13 protein-coding genes are annotated in these 15,081 nt (G+C 74.7%); 9 read left to right on the top strand and 4 right to left on the bottom strand.

From position 1 onward, the window contains the following. Nucleotides 1-105 precede the first annotated feature (105 nt). A complete protein-coding gene (locus ACH4F6_RS01830; RefSeq protein WP_397957845.1) occupies nt 106-1,155 on the bottom strand; it encodes an ABC transporter permease in 1,050 nt (349 codons plus the stop codon). Nucleotides 1,156-1,664: 509 nt separating this feature from the next. Here ACH4F6_RS01830 and ACH4F6_RS01825 point away from each other — a divergent pair. From ACH4F6_RS01825 to ACH4F6_RS01810, 4 genes are all read left to right on the top strand, one after another. Beyond that, the gene (locus tag ACH4F6_RS01825) at nt 1,665-3,371 is read left to right on the top strand and encodes a sigma-70 family RNA polymerase sigma factor (RefSeq protein WP_397957844.1); all 1,707 of its coding nucleotides are present in this window, start codon (nt 1,665-1,667) and stop codon (nt 3,369-3,371) included. Nucleotides 3,372-3,719: 348 nt separating this feature from the next. After that, nucleotides 3,720-4,592, top strand: coding sequence for an SGNH/GDSL hydrolase family protein (locus ACH4F6_RS01820; RefSeq protein ID WP_397957843.1), 873 nt, complete (start codon nt 3,720-3,722; stop codon nt 4,590-4,592). Nucleotides 4,593-4,930: 338 nt separating this feature from the next. Further along, nucleotides 4,931-5,695: an IclR family transcriptional regulator gene (locus tag ACH4F6_RS01815; protein ID WP_397957842.1), complete on the top strand. Its 765-nt coding sequence runs from the start codon at nt 4,931-4,933 to the stop codon at nt 5,693-5,695. A gap of 98 nt (nt 5,696-5,793) precedes the next feature. Next, a complete protein-coding gene (locus ACH4F6_RS01810; protein ID WP_397957841.1) occupies nt 5,794-7,044 on the top strand; it encodes a PP2C family protein-serine/threonine phosphatase in 1,251 nt (416 codons plus the stop codon). A gap of 268 nt (nt 7,045-7,312) precedes the next feature. On the opposite strand, the gene ACH4F6_RS01805 is transcribed toward ACH4F6_RS01810, so the two are convergent. Beyond that, nucleotides 7,313-7,741 (bottom strand): ATP-binding protein, encoded by a 429-nt coding sequence (locus tag ACH4F6_RS01805; protein WP_397957840.1) that lies wholly within the window; start codon nt 7,739-7,741, stop codon nt 7,313-7,315. 195 nt (nt 7,742-7,936) lie between these two features. Here ACH4F6_RS01805 and ACH4F6_RS01800 point away from each other — a divergent pair, with 195 nt between their 5' ends. From ACH4F6_RS01800 to ACH4F6_RS01780, 5 genes are all read left to right on the top strand, one after another. Continuing rightward, entirely contained in the window at nt 7,937-8,704 is a 768-nt protein-coding gene (locus ACH4F6_RS01800) for an IclR family transcriptional regulator (protein WP_397957839.1), read from the top strand. 40 nt (nt 8,705-8,744) lie between these two features. Beyond that, complete coding sequence (glpK, locus tag ACH4F6_RS01795; protein WP_397957837.1) at nt 8,745-10,295, top strand: glycerol kinase GlpK; 1,551 nt, start codon at nt 8,745-8,747, stop codon at nt 10,293-10,295. Between the two features lie 72 nt (nt 10,296-10,367). Next, nucleotides 10,368-11,216 carry a class I SAM-dependent methyltransferase gene (locus tag ACH4F6_RS01790; protein WP_397957836.1) on the top strand — a complete coding sequence of 283 codons (849 nt, stop codon included), beginning with the start codon at nt 10,368-10,370 and terminating at the stop codon, nt 11,214-11,216. A 109-nt stretch (nt 11,217-11,325) separates the two neighbouring features. Further along, nucleotides 11,326-11,985: a maleylpyruvate isomerase N-terminal domain-containing protein gene (locus ACH4F6_RS01785; protein WP_397957835.1), complete on the top strand. Its 660-nt coding sequence runs from the start codon at nt 11,326-11,328 to the stop codon at nt 11,983-11,985. Between the two features lie 255 nt (nt 11,986-12,240). Continuing rightward, entirely contained in the window at nt 12,241-12,963 is a 723-nt protein-coding gene (locus ACH4F6_RS01780) for a flavodoxin family protein (protein WP_397957834.1), read from the top strand. A 48-nt stretch (nt 12,964-13,011) separates the two neighbouring features. On the opposite strand, the gene ACH4F6_RS01775 is transcribed toward ACH4F6_RS01780, so the two are convergent. Beyond that, nucleotides 13,012-14,001, bottom strand: coding sequence for an NAD(P)-dependent alcohol dehydrogenase (locus ACH4F6_RS01775; RefSeq protein WP_397957833.1), 990 nt, complete (start codon nt 13,999-14,001; stop codon nt 13,012-13,014). 198 nt (nt 14,002-14,199) lie between these two features. Continuing rightward, nucleotides 14,200-14,901 carry a TetR/AcrR family transcriptional regulator gene (locus ACH4F6_RS01770; protein WP_397957832.1) on the bottom strand — a complete coding sequence of 234 codons (702 nt, stop codon included), beginning with the start codon at nt 14,899-14,901 and terminating at the stop codon, nt 14,200-14,202. Nucleotides 14,902-15,081: the final 180 nt, after the last annotated feature.

The raw sequence follows: 15,081 nt of genomic DNA, 5'->3' as shown, positions 1-15,081 counted from the left end.
AAAGCGTGGCCACCGTGTTCCCCGCCGAAGGGCACGTCATGCGACGGGTGCGGCGGCGCGCCGGGGACGGTCGCGAAGAGCGGCGGCGCGGTGCGCGGGCGCGCGTCACGCGGCGCCCTCGGCCGGGGGCGTCTCCCGTCCGCCCGGGTGGCGGTGGCGCCAGATCCAGAAGACCGCGCAGGACACCAGCGCCCACCCGGCCAGCACCAGGAACGGGAAGGCGTGCTGGTGACCGGCGAAGTACACCGCCGTGTGCTGGGCGTTCACCGAGGCGCCGGGCGGCAGCCAGCGGCCGATCACGCCCAGCGGGGAGGGCAGCAGGGGCCACGACACGGCGCCGCCCGACGAGGGGTTGCCCAGCAGGATCATCACCCCCCAGGTCGGCAGCATCGCCCAGCGGCCCACGAGCGTGTTGAACATGGTGAAGACCATGCCGCTGGCGAACAGCGTCAGCGACAGGATCAGCCACGACTCGACGAACGGCAGGTCCAGCGCGCCCAGCAGCCAGTCCACGGTCGCCGCGATGGCGAACCCGCCCAGCAGCGCGTAGAGGGCGGTGAAGACGATGCGCTCGGGCGGAGTGAGGGTGCGTGCGTGCACGCTGAGCTGGATGGCCCCGACGAACCCGACGATCACGGCGGCGAGCGAGATGTAGAAGATCGCCAGCCCCCGCGGGTCCCCCTCCTGGAGGGGGTTGATGTCCCGGACGCCGACCGGGACCCCCGTCCGCCTGCCCACGGCCGGGGCCGCCTCGGCCAGCACCTCGGCCACCGACGCCCCGGACGCCGAGGAGAGGTCCAGTGTCACGCCGCCCCCGCGGCGCACGTCGAGGATCGCGAAGACGCGCTGCTCCTCGACCGCGGTCCTCGCCCCGGCCGTCGTGTCGTACACCTGGACCTTCACCGCCGTGTTCAGGGCCTGTTCCATGCCGTCGAGGAAGCGCCGGCCCGCGGGCTGCTCGTAGGCGCCGGTCAGCGCGGTCGGGATGGAGCGCGGTGTCGGGTCGGCCATGGAGTAGGTGTACGAGCCGGCGAAGAGGGCCGCGGCGGCCGCCAGGATCAGCACCAGCACGGTCGCCGGCCACAGCGGTGACTCCTTGAACCGGGTCCATCGTTCCCCGGGCGTCGGCGACTCGGCACGGTCATTGTGTGACATCTCGGGCATGTTAGCCGCGCGGCGACGGGCGCCGCGGGCCGGAGGACGAGAAGGCCGCTCCTGCCCCCGGCCGCACCCCGGCGCGCTGTGGCTCAGCGGCTGCGGATGGCGCTGGTGGTGAAGAACCCGGTGGCCGCGGCGGAGATGAGGGCGCAGGCGGCGAACAGAACGGTGCGTCGCATGGAGGGACCTTTCCCGTGATGACGGATGGGCCCTGCACAACGCCGGTCGGGCCGCGGCCGGTTCGCCGACGCGCCGACGCCACCCGGACGGACGCGGCCGTGCGGGCGGCGGCGGGCGGACCGGCGTCCCGCGCCGGGCCTTCGGGCGGGCGCCGGACGACGCGCGCTTTCGGCAACACCCGGTGTGACGGCCCTCATTGCGGGGGCCTGGCCGACGGGGCCACCCTCTCCTCGCACGATTTTCCGAGGAACTGTTATCCAAGGCTCCCTCAGGGATCTCCCATGTGACGGACAGCAAGGTCCGGCGTCGACGACAGGGAAGCAGCAATGAGCGCACAGCACACGGTGGACCCGGCGGCACTGGTGACCGCCGCCCGGGCGGGCGACACGCAGGCGCAGGACGCCCTCGTCGGCGCGTACCTCCCGCTGGTCTACAACATCGTGGGCCGGGCTCTGAACGGGTCGGTCGACGTGGACGACGTGGTGCAGGACACCATGCTGCGGGCCCTCGACTCGCTGGGCGCGCTGCGGGCCCCCGAGAGCTTCCGTTCCTGGCTGGTGGCCATCACCATGAACCAGGTCCGCGCTCACTGGGAGGACCGCCGGCACGACCCGAGGCCCGTGGAGGAGGCCTCGGACGTGGCCGATCCGGGCGCCGACTTCGTGGACCTGACGATGGTTCAGCTCCAGTTGTCGGGCCAGCGCCAGGAGACCGCGCGAGCGACGCGCTGGCTGGAGCCCGACGACCGGGGGCTGCTGTCGCTGTGGTGGCTGGAGTGCGCGGGGGAGTTGGGCCGGGCCGAGGTGGCCGAGGCGCTGGGGCTGTCCCCGCAGCACACGGCGGTCCGCGTGCAGCGCATGAAGGCGCAGCTGGAGGCGGCCCGCGTGGTCGTGCGGGCGCTGGACGCGCAGCCGTCGTGCGAGGAACTGCGCAGGACGCTCGTGGACTGGGACGGCCGGCCCTCCGCGCTGTGGCGCAAGCGCATAGCCCGGCACGCCCGCGGCTGCGCCCGCTGCTCCGGCCTGTGGAACGGACTCCTGCCGGCCGAGGGGCTGCTGGCCGGGCTGGCTCTCGTGGCGGCGTCGCCGTCGCTCCTGGCGCGGATCCGCCCGGACCTCGGGGCCACCACCCCGGCCGGTTCGGCGTCCCCGCTCGGCGGGCAGCCGGACGCGGGCGGTGCGGGTGGCACGGGCGGCACCGACGGGGTCGTCCGCATCGGCGGCGCGGCCGGTCCGGGAGGGCGCCGGGCCGCGGGCCGGCAGTCCCTGTCCCGCGGTGAGGCCCGCCGTCGGCGGCGCACCAGGCGGCGGGCGGTGGGCGGAGCGGTCGTGGCGGCGTGCGTGGCCGGCGGCGGTCTCTACTGGTTCGGCACGCAGCCGGGCTCCGGGTCCGAGGGGGCGACCGCGGCGCGGGCCGCCGGTGACGTCGTCGTCCCGGGGACCCCGTCACCCGGCGCCGCCCGGGTGAGCACCCCGCCTCCCTCCCCGTCCCCCTCGCCCTCCGCGTCCTCGACCCCGTCCGCGTCGCCGTCGCACAGCGCGAGCGCCTCCCCGAGTCCCCGCCCGGCCACCAGCGCGGCCGCCGCCCCGAAGGCGCCGACCGCGACGAAGCGCCCGGCGTCGAAGACCCCTGAGCCGCAGTCGGCTCCCTCCGGCACCGCGGCCCAGGTGATCGCCCTGGTCAACAAGGAGCGGTCGGCCGCCGGTTGCGGTCCCCTCAGCGAGAACTCCCGGCTGCGCGCCGCCGCCCAGGGCCACTCCGACGACATGGCCGCCCGTGACTTCTTCGACCACACCAACCCGGACGGCGACGGCCCCGGCGAGCGCGTCACGGCCGCGGGCTACCGCTGGTCCACCTTCGGGGAGAACATCGCCAAGGGCCAGCAGACTCCCGACGCCGTGATGACGTCCTGGATGAACAGCCCGGGCCACCGCGCCAACATCCTCAACTGCTCCTTCAAGGAGATCGGCGTGGGCGTCCACCGGGGCGACGGCGGCCCGTGGTGGACGCAGAACTTCGGCGCCCAGCTCTGACGCGCGTGTCGTGACCCCGGCCGGCGGGGCGCCCGACGGGGCCCCTCCGTCGGCCGGGCGCGTCCCCCGGACCCGCGACGTCGTCCGTGAGGGAGGAAAGAATTTCGGTCAGCTCTGTTGACTCGAGTACGTGGCGCCTGCACATTACCTATCGGTAGAACCACGTGGTAACCGCGCATCCCCCACTCACCGGCCGTCGGTGTGCGTGTTCCGGCGCGCACGCGCGGCCGTCGGCACCTCCCTTCGCTCGAGCCGCTGCGTCCTCGTGATCCCGTTCGCCCGCGGGCGTCGCCGGTCCCCGGCCGCGCCCGCTCCCCACGCGTCCGAACTCCCGAGAATCGAGAGCACATGCCGAAGCACGCCCTCCGTCGTGTCATGGCCGCGTCAATAGCCTCCGCCGGTGCGCTGGCCCTCACCCTCACCGGCACCCCCTCCCACGCCACCGCCCCCCTCGACTACGCCGCCCTCGGCGACAGCTACGCCGCCGCTTCGGGCGTCCTCCCGGTGGACGTCTCGAACCTGCTCTGTCTGCGTTCCACCGCCAACTACCCCCACGTCATCGCGTCGCGGACGGGCGCCCGGCTCACGGACGTGACCTGCGGCGCCGCCCAGACCAAGGACTTCACCCAGGCCCAGTACCCGGGCGTCGCCCCCCAGGTGAACGCCCTCGACGCCGACACCGACCTGGTGACGGTGACGATCGGCGGCAACGACAACGGCACCTTCATCAACGCCGTGACCGCGTGCGGCACCGCCGGCGTCCTCAGCGGCGGCAAGGGCAGCCCCTGCAAGGACGCCAACGGCACCACGTTCGACGACCAGATCGAAGCGAACACCTACCCGGCGCTCAAGGCAGCCCTCGGCAGCGTTCGCGCCGAGGCGCCGGGCGCCCGCGTCGCGGTCCTGGGCTACCCGTGGATCACGCCCGCCACCGCCGACCCCTCCTGCTTCGCCAAGCTGCCGATCGCCTCCGGCGACGTGCCCTACCTGCGCGGCATCCAGGCGCACCTCAACGCCGTCGTCCGGCGCGCCGCCGAGGAGGCGGGCGCGACGTACGTGGACTTCGCCGGCGTGTCCGACGGCCACGACGCGTGCCGGCCCGTCGGCACCCGCTGGATCGAGCCCCTCCTCTTCGGCACCAGCCTCGTCCCGGTCCACCCCAACGCCCTCGGGGAGCGGCGCATGGCCGAGCACGCCCTGGAGGTACTCGGACTCGACTGAGCGCGACCGCTCCCGGCCGGCGGGGCTGCCCGCCCCGCCCCGCCGGCCGCGAGCACGGTGACGCGGGCCCGGGCGCCGTGGACCGCGAAGCCCGCGCCGCTCGGGTCGCCGGTGCGCCACGTGTCGCCGGTGGGCGGGACCGGGGCCGAGGCGCCGCGGAGCCGGCGGCGGCCACCCGCGAGGCACGCCGCGCCGCGGCCCTCCCGGCGAGACGCGCCGCGTCGTGGCCCTCGTGGCCGCGCGGGGCGGGCGCCGGGGCCCCGCATCGAGGTGCGGGCCCCGGCCCCGGGACCGGCGCGCGTCTTGCCCGCCCCGCGCACCCGGCGCACGCTGGGGGTATGGCAGCTCGTGACGGCCCGACGCTCATCACGTCCGTGCAGCGCGCCTTCCGCCTGCTGGAGGCCGTGGGCGCGCACGAGAACGGCGCGCCGGCGAAGCAACTGGCCCGCGAGACGGATCTGCCCCTGGCCACCGCCTACCACCTGCTGCGGACCCTGGTGCACGACGGCTACGTGCGCAAGCTCGACGACGGAGGGTTCGTCCTGGGCGACAAGCTGCACACCCTGCACACCACGGGCTCGGGCCGCGGGCAGACGCTGCTGAGCCGGGTCCGCCCCACCCTCGCCGCCCTGCGGGACGAACTGGCGGCGGCCGCCTACCTCACCTTCTACGAGGACGGCGAGATCCGGGTCGCCGAGATCGTCGACGGTCCCCGGGCGCCCCGGGCCGAACTCTGGGTGGGCTTCGAGGACGCGGGGCACGCCACCGCGCTGGGCAAGTCCGTGCTGCGCGAGATGGACACCGAATCCCGCCGGGACTACCTCTCCCGGCACCACCTCAGCGACCTGACGCCGCGGACCATCACCAGCCTTCCCGAGCTGCTGCGGCAGCTCGACCTCCCGCCCACGGCACCGGCCGTCACGGACCTGGAGGAGTACAGCCTCGGCACGGTCTGCGTCGCCGTGCCCGTCCGCTGCGGGGACACGCTCGGCTCGCTCGGCGTCTCCCTGCCGGCGGACCGTGCCTCCCGCCTCGCGGAGATCCGGGCCCGGCTGATCCCGGCCGCGAGCCGCGTGACCAGGAGCCTGTCGCTCACTATCTGAAAATACTCACCTTGTCCCTCCCGGACTCAGCCCTTTTCCTGGATGAAACGGACACGTCGGGAGCGCACCCGCCTACAGGTGAGGACCACGGACGGAACATGAGCCAGGCCCGAGACCACGGCGACGCCCACCGCCCCACACGGCCGTTCGGGAAGCGGGAAACCGGCTCCCGGACGCAGGCCCGCAGACGGGGCGCCGCACACCTTGCCGCCGGCACGCCCGTCCTGCCCGTGCTCATCGTCTCCGTCATCGTGTTCGTCGACCTGTTCGGCGGAGCCGGGACGATCTGGCTGCCCCTGCTGGCGGCCGGGCCGGCGCTGGCCGCCACCACCAACGGGCCGCGCGGCGTCCTCTGCGTCGGCCTGCTCGCCGCCGCCCTGGGCACGGCCCTCGGCACCCGGGACGGCGTTCACGACCGCGACCTCGTGGCGGTCCTGTCCGCCGTGGTGACCGTCACCCTGGCGAGCGCCCTGGCCAGCGCGCTGCGCGGCCGCCGCGAACGGGTGCTGGCGGACGTCCGCTCCGTCGCGGAGGCCGCCCAGCACGCGCTGCTGAAGCCCGTACCGGAGACCGTCGGCCCCTTCCGGGTGGCCGTCCGCTACAGCGCCGCCGCGGCGGAGGCCCGTATCGGCGGGGACCTCTACGCCCTGGTGCCCACCCCGTACGGGGTCCGGCTCATCGTCGGCGACGTGCGCGGCAAAGGGCTGCCGGCCGTGGGGACGGCCGCCCTCGTGGTCGGTGTCTTCCGCGAGGCCGCCTACGACGAACCCGATCTCCTGGCCGTCGTCGGAAGGATCGAGCGGAGCCTGGCGCGCAACCTGGGCGGCGACGACTTCGTCACCGCCGTGGTCGTCGGACACCCGCGGCCCGGGCACCTCGAAGTGGTCAACTGCGGACACGCCCCTCCGCTGCTGGTGCGCGCGAGCGGCGGCATCGAGGCGCTGGAGCCCACCCGCCCGGCCCCGCCGCTCGGACTGCGCGCCCTGTCGGGCGAGGCCCCCGGCCTCCATGTGCAGCCCTTCGCCGAGGGGGACCAGCTCCTGCTCTACACGGACGGGGTGACCGAGGCCCGCGACCACGGCCGTGCGTTCTACCCGCTCGCCGAAGGACTGGCCCGCCATGTGTCCGACGAGCCGGCGCGCACGCTCGACGCCCTCCACGACGAACTGCTGGCGCACGTGGGCGGCCGGCTGCACGACGACGCGGCGCTGCTGTTGCTGCGCAGGACGGCCCAGCCGGCGCCCGAGCCGGCGGTCGCCGAACCGCCGTCCCACGCCGCGGACACCCCGGGACGCGGTCGCGCGTGCCCGGCGAACGCTTGTGGGAGCCCCCTGCCGGACCAGGTCTGACCCGCGAAAGCGCACCGCGCGGGAGGGCTGCGCGCCCCACCGGCCGGGCGTGCGGGTCGTGGACCGCTGCGCGGGTCACGGACGGGTGTGCGGGGCACGGAGCGCTGGGGCCGCGGCCCACCGGTCAGCTGCGGCGGGCGCCGGGTGGGCGGTCGGGGAACTCCTCGGTCGGGCGGGAGGGATCACGGGCCGGGTGCCGGGGGGGAAACCCAGCCCGGGTGCGCGGATCAGCGGTCCGCGGGGCAGCTCGGCGGCCGGGCGGGACGGCTCACGCCGCGACGAGTTCGGCCCACCGGGTGACACCGCCGGAGTGCACGCGCACGCCGTGCCGGGTCGCCAGCGCGTGGACGATGTGCTCGCCCCGGCCGTGCTCGTCCGGGTCCACCGCCGAGGACGACGGCTGCGCGGGGATCAGGGGCCCCGCGTCGGTGACCTCGACGCGCAGGGTGCCGGATCCCCCGCCGCGGAACCAGACCAGCCGCAGATCGGCCGGCGGCAGGGCGTGCACGAGCGCGTTGGTGAGCAGCTCCGACACGACCAGGAGCGCGTCCTCGGCCAGGCCGGCGGAGACGCCCCAGCCGGCGAGCACCGCCTCCGCACCTCGCCGCACGGCCGATACCGCGCCGGTCACGGGAGGCAGTCGCCAGACGTGCTCGGCGACGGCCTCCCGAAGCATGGTGTTGAGCTCTACCGCCATCTGCTGTCCTCCGGTGAGCGTGGTGGGCCGGGCGCGGGCCTCAGCGCGCGGGGCCGGGCCTCGTAGCACGTTAGAAACCGGCAAGAAACGGGTCAATGAACAGCGGTCGGCATTACCGAACACCCGCGCCGGACACCGCAGAGGCGTCCACCACCCCGTACGGCGGACCGGCCCGGACGGTAATAGGCTCACCTCATGGCCGGACCGGTCCAGTCGATCGAACGGGCGGCGGCGATCCTGCGCCTCCTCGCCGGCGGGCCCCGCCGGCTCGGACTCGGCGAGGTGGCGGCCTCCCTCGGGCTGGCGAAGGGCACCGCCCACGGCATCCTGCGCACGCTCCAGCACGTGGACTTCGTGGAACAGGACGCGGCCACCGGGAAGTACCAGCTGGGGGCCGCCCTGCTGCACCTCGGCACCAGCTACCTCGACGTCAACGAACTGCGCTCGCGCTCCATCAACTGGGCCGACGCCCTGGCCGCCCGCAGCGGGGAAGCGGTCCGCCTGGGCACCCCCCTGGAGGGCAGGGTCCTCGTCGTCCACCACGTGTTCCGGCCGGACGACACGCTCCAGACCCTCGACGTGGGCTCACTGCTGCCGCTGCACGCCTCCTCGCTCGGCAAGGTCCTGCTGGCCTTCGGGACCGCCACCCTGGAGGCGGCCGTGGAGACCGGGCTGGATCCGTACACCCGGCACACCCTGATCGTCCCGGAGCAGATCCACCGGGCACTCGCCGAGATCCGGGAACTCGGATGGGCCGGCGAGGTCCAGGAGATGAGCATGGGCGAGGCCGGCGTCGCCGCGCCGATCCGGGGGCACGGCGGCCTCGTGGTCGGCGCCATCGGGCTGTCCGGCCCGGTCGAACGGGTCTGCGACAACCAGGGCCACCCCCGGCCCAGCCTGATCACCCTGCTGCGGGAGGCCGCACGGGCCATCTCCAGAGACCTCGGCGCGGCTCGCTGGTGAGAGCACCGCCTCCACGGCACAGCGGAAGGCAGACCCGATCATGGTTGAACGGTACGTGATGTCCATCGACCAGGGCACCAACTCCACCCGATGCATTCTGTTCGACCACCACGGCCGGCTGGTGACGGTCGCCCAGCGGGAGCACCAGCAGCACTTCCCGAAGCCCGGATGGGTCGAGCACGACGCGGTCGAGATCTGGCGCAACCTCCAGCGCGTCGTGCCCGAGGCGCTCGCCGAGGGCGGTGTCGCCGCCGACGAGGTCGCCGCCGTCGGCATCGCCAACCAGCGCGAGACGACGGTCCTCTGGAACCGGCGGACGGGCGCCCCGGTCGGCCGGGCCATCGTCTGGCAGGACACCCGCACCGCACCCCTCGTCGACGACCTCAGGCACCGGCCCGGGGACGAGTTCTTCCTGGAGCGGTGCGGCCTGCCCCCGTCGACCTACTTCTCGGCGCTGCGGATCCGCTGGCTGTTCGATCACGTCCAGGGCCTGGAACAGCGCGCCCGGGACGGCGAGGTGCTGTTCGGCACGGTGGAGAGCTGGCTGATCTGGAACCTCACCGGAGGAGCCGACGGCGGACTGCACATCACCGACGCGACCAACGCCAGCCGCACGATGCTGATGAACATCCGCACGCTCACCTGGGACGAGGAACTCCTGTCGTTCTTCGGGGTGCCCCGCCCGATGCTGCCCGAGATCCGCTCCTCCGCCGAGAACTACGGCGCCGCCCGCGCGGTCCTCCCCGGCGTCGGCATCACGGCCGCCCTCGGCGACCAGCAGGCCGCCCTGTTCGGCCAGACCTGCTTCGCCCCGGGCGAGGCGAAGTGCACGTACGGCACCGGCAGCTTCCTGCTGCTCAACACCGGCGGCGACGTCGTGCGGTCCCGGCACGGGCTCCTCACGACCGTCGCGTACAAGATCGGGGACCAGCCCCCGGTGTACGCCCTGGAGGGTTCGATCGCCGTCACGGGCGCGCTGGTGCAGTGGTTCCGCGACCGCCTGGGCCTGATCAGCAGCGCTCCCGAGATCGAGACCCTCGCGCGCACGGTCGAGGACAACGGCGGCTGCTACATCGTCCCCGCCTTCTCCGGCCTGTTCGCCCCCCGCTGGCGCAGCGACGCGCGCGGGGTCATCGTCGGCCTGACCTCGTACATCACCAAGGGGCACCTGGCGCGGGCCGTCCTGGAGGCCACCGGCTGGCAGACCCGGGAGGTCGTCGACGCCATGAACGCCGACTCCTCGGTCGCCCTGACCCAGCTCAAGGTGGACGGCGGCATGACGGCGGACAACCTCCTCATGCAGTTCGTCGCCGACGTGCTCGACGTGCCCGTGGTACGGCCCATGGTCGCCGAGACGGTGTCCCTCGGCGCCGCCTACGCCGCCGGGCTGGCCGCCGGCTACTGGCCGGACCTGGAGGTGCTGCGCCGCAACTGGCACAAGGCCGCCCAGTGGCTGCCGGACATGGACCCCGGACGACGCGCGTCCGAGTACGACAACTGGCGGCGTGCCGTCGAGCGGTCGGTGGGATGGATCAGGACGGCACCGGACCGTCCCGCGGACCGGACGGAGCACGGCACCGCGCCGGGCTGACCCCACCGCCGTCCTACAGTGGTGGGTCCGCACACAGGGCCGCGGTCGGCGGCCGGGCCGAGGGGGACCGACGTGCCTGACGGATGGCAGTGGGACAGCACCTTGTTCCGGGGGAGCGCGGCCCACTACGAGCGCGGCCGGCTGCCGTACGCTCCGGGCTTCGCCGACGCGCTGGCCGCGGCGCTCGGGCTGGACGGCCGGGGCCGGCTCCTCGACGTCGGCTGCGGCCCGGGCACCGTCTCGCTCGCCCTGGCGCGGTTCTTCACCGAGGTGGTCGGCGTGGACCCGGACGCGGACATGCTGGCCGAGGCCGAGCGGCAGGCCCGGCGCCGGGGAGTGACCAACGCGCGGTGGGCGGCCGCCCGGGCGGAGGACCTGCCGACCGGTCCGGGGACGTTCCGCGTGGTGGCGTTCGCCCAGTCCTTCCACTGGACGGACCGCGACCGGGTCGCCGCCACCGTGCGGCGGATGCTGGAGCCGGGAGGCGTCTTCGTCCACATCAGCGACCTCAAGGACCCGCCCGCCGCGCCGACGCCGCTGCCGCGGCCCGCTCCCCCCTACGCGCGGATCGGCGACCTGGTGCGCCGGTACCTGGGCCCGGTCCGCCGGGCCGGGCGGGGAACGCTCGTCCACGGCACGCCGGACCGGGAGGACCTCGTCCTGGCCCGGGCCGGGTTCGAGGACTTCGCGCGGTACGTCGTGCCGGCCGGCCAGGTGGTCGACCGCACCGCCGACGACCTCGTCGCGTGGGCGTTCTCCCGGTCCGACTCGGCGCCCCACCTGTTCGGCGACCGGCTCGAGGACTTCGAACGCGACCTGCGCGCGCTGCTGCGGCAGGCGTCACCCGACGACCGTTTCGCGGAGCGCCTTCCGCCGACCGAGATCATGACCTGGCGCAGGCCGGACGGGGACCCGGACTGAGGCGCGCGTCCCCGCGCGCCTCCCGTCGCCCGGACGTCGGCCCGGTGCGGCCGAACCGCGGGCAGGGCCTGTGCTTGTCGCCCCCGCGGCACCGCACTACCGTGCCGGCGTGGATCTCTTCTCCCGCTCGTGGACGGCGTTGCGCACGGCGGTCGCCGGGCTCCCCGACGAGGATTTCGGCCGGCCGTCCGGCTGCGCCGGCTGGCTCGTCCGGGACCTGGTGTGCCACCTGGTCGTCGACGCGCAGGACGTGCTGATCACCCTCGTGACCCCCGCCGAGGCGGAACCCACCCGCGACGCGGTGACCTACTGGGAGGTCGCCCCGGCGCCGCCGGCCGGCGACGACCCGCTCGACGTGCTGACCGTGCGGCTGGCGGCCGCGTACGAGGAGCCGCGGCTGCTCAGGTTCCACCTCGACGACGTGGGCTCCGCCGCCGGACGCGCCGCCGCGCTCGCGGACCCGGGCCTGCGGGTCGCCACCCGCGACCAGGTCCTCACCGTCGGCGACTACCTCGGCGCCTACGTCCTGGAGTGGACGCTGCACCACCTCGACCTCGTCGCCCACCTCCCGCACGCGGCGGGACCGCCCGCGGAGGGCCTCGCCCGGTCGCGCGAGATGCTGGAGGAGATCGCCGGGGCCGCGTTCCCCGCGTCCTTCTCCGACGCGGACGCGCTGCTCGTCGGCACCGGACGGCGTGCCCCCACCGACGCGGAGCGGGCCGCGCTGGGCGAGCCGGCCGCGAGGCGACTCCCGTTCGTCCTGGGATGAGCGGCCGGCCGGGGCGGCCCGGACGCGCGTCTCCTTTCCGCCGCCGCCCCGATGACTTCCGCGCCCCGCGGGCGTCCACAGACGCGACGGCCCCAGCAGGGGGCGCGAGACGAAGGGACGCGAGAAGAGACGAGCACCGGGCGGACCACCGCGGCCGACGGCTTCTCCTGCGCGCTGACGCACACGCGGGACCGTCCCCGCGGCAGCGGTGCGTCGAACCGGGACGAACCGGGCTGCGGGCGAGATGCTGCCCTCATGACAGACACCGACGCCGCGTACCGGTTCGACGATCTCACCGCCCTCTACGTCAACTGCACCCTCAAGCCCTCCCCGCAGCTCAGCCACACCCAAGGCCTGATCGACAGGAGCCGGGCCGTCATGGACGCGCAGGGAGTGACCACGGAACTGGTCCGGGCCGTGGACCACGACATCGCACCCGGTGTGTACCCCGACATGACCGAGCACGGCTTCGCCGCCGACGCCTGGCCGCAGCTGTACGAGAAGGTGATGGCCGCCGACATCCTGGTGCTCGCCGGACCGATCTGGCTGGGCGACAACAGCTCGGTCACCAAGAAGGTCGTCGAGCGGCTCTACGCCTGCTCCTCACTGCTCAACTCCCAGGGCCAGTACGCCTACTACGGCCGCGTCGGCGGCTGTCTGATCACGGGCAACGAGGACGGCGTGAAGCACTGCGCGATGAACGTCCTCTACAGCCTCCAGCACCTCGGCTACACGATCCCGCCCCAGGCGGACGCCGGCTGGATCGGGGCGGCGGGTCCCGGGCCGTCGTACCTCGACCCGGGCTCGGGCGGTCCGGAGAACGACTTCACCAACCGCAACACCGCCTTCATGACGTGGAACCTGATGCACCTCGCCGCCCTGCTGAAGCGGTCCGGCGGCATCCCGGCCTTCGGCAACCAGCGCTCGCAGTGGGACGCCGGCTGCCGCCCGGGTGCCGACAACCCCGAACACCGGTGAGGACGCCGCCGAGCCCGCCCCACGCGCGGCGTGCCGCCGGCCGCGCGCTCAGGGCAGGGTGATCACGGCCTTGCCGCGGGCGTGGCCCCGCTCCACGTGGCGCACGCCCTCAGCCGCGTCGGCCAGGGGATAGGTCCGGTCGACCACCGGAGTGAGCGCGCCGCTCTCGACGAGCGCGGTGACGGCGAGCAGGTCGTCGTGGGCGGGCCCGGCCGGGACCGCCGGGACGATCGGGCGCAGCCGCTGACGGACGAAGGCGTCGACCACGGCCACGCGCAGCAGGGAACCCACGGCTCCGAACACACGGCCGGGCGGGCCCCCGCCGTTGGCCACCAGGACGCCGGTCGGGGTGAGCGCCCGGCGCAGCCGGCGCAGGGGGTGGTTGCCCACGTTGTCCAGGATCACGTCGTAGCGCACGCCGCGCCCGGTGAAGTCCTCCCGCGTGTGGTCGACGACGTGGGCGGCGCCGAGCGAGCGCACCAGTTCGGCGTTGCGGGTGCCGCACACCCCGGTGACCTCCGCGCCCAGGGCCGCGGCGATCTGTACGGCGAACGTGCCCACGCCGCCGGCGGCCCCGTTGACCAGCACCCGCTGCCCGGGCCGCACCCGTCCCACGGTGCGGACGCCGCGCAGGGCGGTCACCGCCGCCATCGGCACGGCCGCCGCCTGCTCGAAGGTGAGGCCCGCCGGCTTCGGCACCAGCAGACCGGCCGTGGTGCGCGCGTACTCGGCGAAGGAGCCCGGGCAGAAGCCCATGACCTCGTCGCCGGGCCGCAGTCCGCGCACCTCGGAGCCGACGGCCTCCACCTGCCCGGCCGCGTCGATCCCGGCCACCCGGGAGGCGGGCCGGGTCAGCCCCACGGCTTTCGACAGCCGCGCCACGTAGGGGTCTCCGCGCATCATGTGCCAGTCGTACGGGTTCAGCGCGGCGGCGCGCACCCGCACCAGCACCTGGTCCGCCCCGATCCCGGGCCGGTCGACGTCCGCCACCCGCAGGACGTCCGGCGGCCCGAACCGCTCCTGGACGATCGCCTTCATCAGGTCCCCCTCGCTTCGTGACCCCACGGGTGTACGGCGTACACCCCCTTGGGGGCACGGTAGGTGTACGCCGTACACCCGTCAAGGAGCGCGGCACGGGAAGGGCGCACGAGGAGAGCGGCACGAGGGGTGGAGCGCCGGGCGGCGGCGGGAGCCGGGAACCTCCGGCGGGCACGGCCGGGCTCCGCCGGTGGCGGATCAGGCCGTGGCCCGGAGCCGTTCGAGGCCGTCCAGCGTCAGGTCCAGGGCGAACTCGAACTCGAACTGGTCGTCGCAGCCGGAACCGACGACGGACCGCCGGTCGTGGGCGACCGCCCTGGCCAGTTCGGTGAGGTGGGGGTAGCGCGCGGCCATCTCCTCGGGCGGCGGCGCGTCCGGATCCGGCTCGCCGTCCGGGGTGTCCTGGAACAGCTCCTGGGAGAAGCCCAGCAGCCGGCTGCCCATGACGTGCATCGCGTGGTGCACCAGGTCCGTCGAGAACCCGCCGGACCGGAAGATCCCGATCATCGAGTCCAGGTACTCCAGCACCGCCGGGGTCGGGGTGGGCCGCGCCTTGACGCGCGACTCGATGACCGCGGGGGCCCAGGGGTGGCGCAGGAGCATGCGACGGGCCGACAGCACCCGGCGGCGGACGGCCGTCTTCCAGTCGGTGCCGGCGGCCGGCGGGTCGATCTCGCCCATGAGGACGTCGATCATGCCGTCCAGCAACTCGTTCTTGTTCGCCACGTGCTTGTACAGGGCCATGGGCACGACACCGAGCGACTGCGCGATCCTGCGCATGCTCAGCGCGTCGACGCCGCCCTCGTCGGCCAGGGCGACGGCGGCGGCCAGCACCCGCCCCCTGCTCAGGGGAGCCCGGGGCTGCGCGGCGGCGCCGGCCTGCGTGGTGATCTCCGCCATCCCCTCTCCTCCGGGCCGGACCGGAGCCGGCCCCCGTGACCTTGACGACGGTACAGCGTCCGCCGGCCGCGCTCCGAACAGCGGTCGCCGGTCCTGCCGGCCTCGCGCGCCGGCCCCGTCCTTACCCCGGGAGTAATCGACGGGGTGATCCCCACGGGCGAGAGTCGCTCCCGCACCGCA

Source organism: Streptomyces sp. NPDC017936 (assembly GCF_044328485.1).
Taxonomy (GTDB): domain Bacteria; phylum Actinomycetota; class Actinomycetes; order Streptomycetales; family Streptomycetaceae; genus Streptomyces.
Note: the sequence above shows the minus strand (reverse complement) of the source record. Positions and strands in the feature narration are given on the sequence as shown.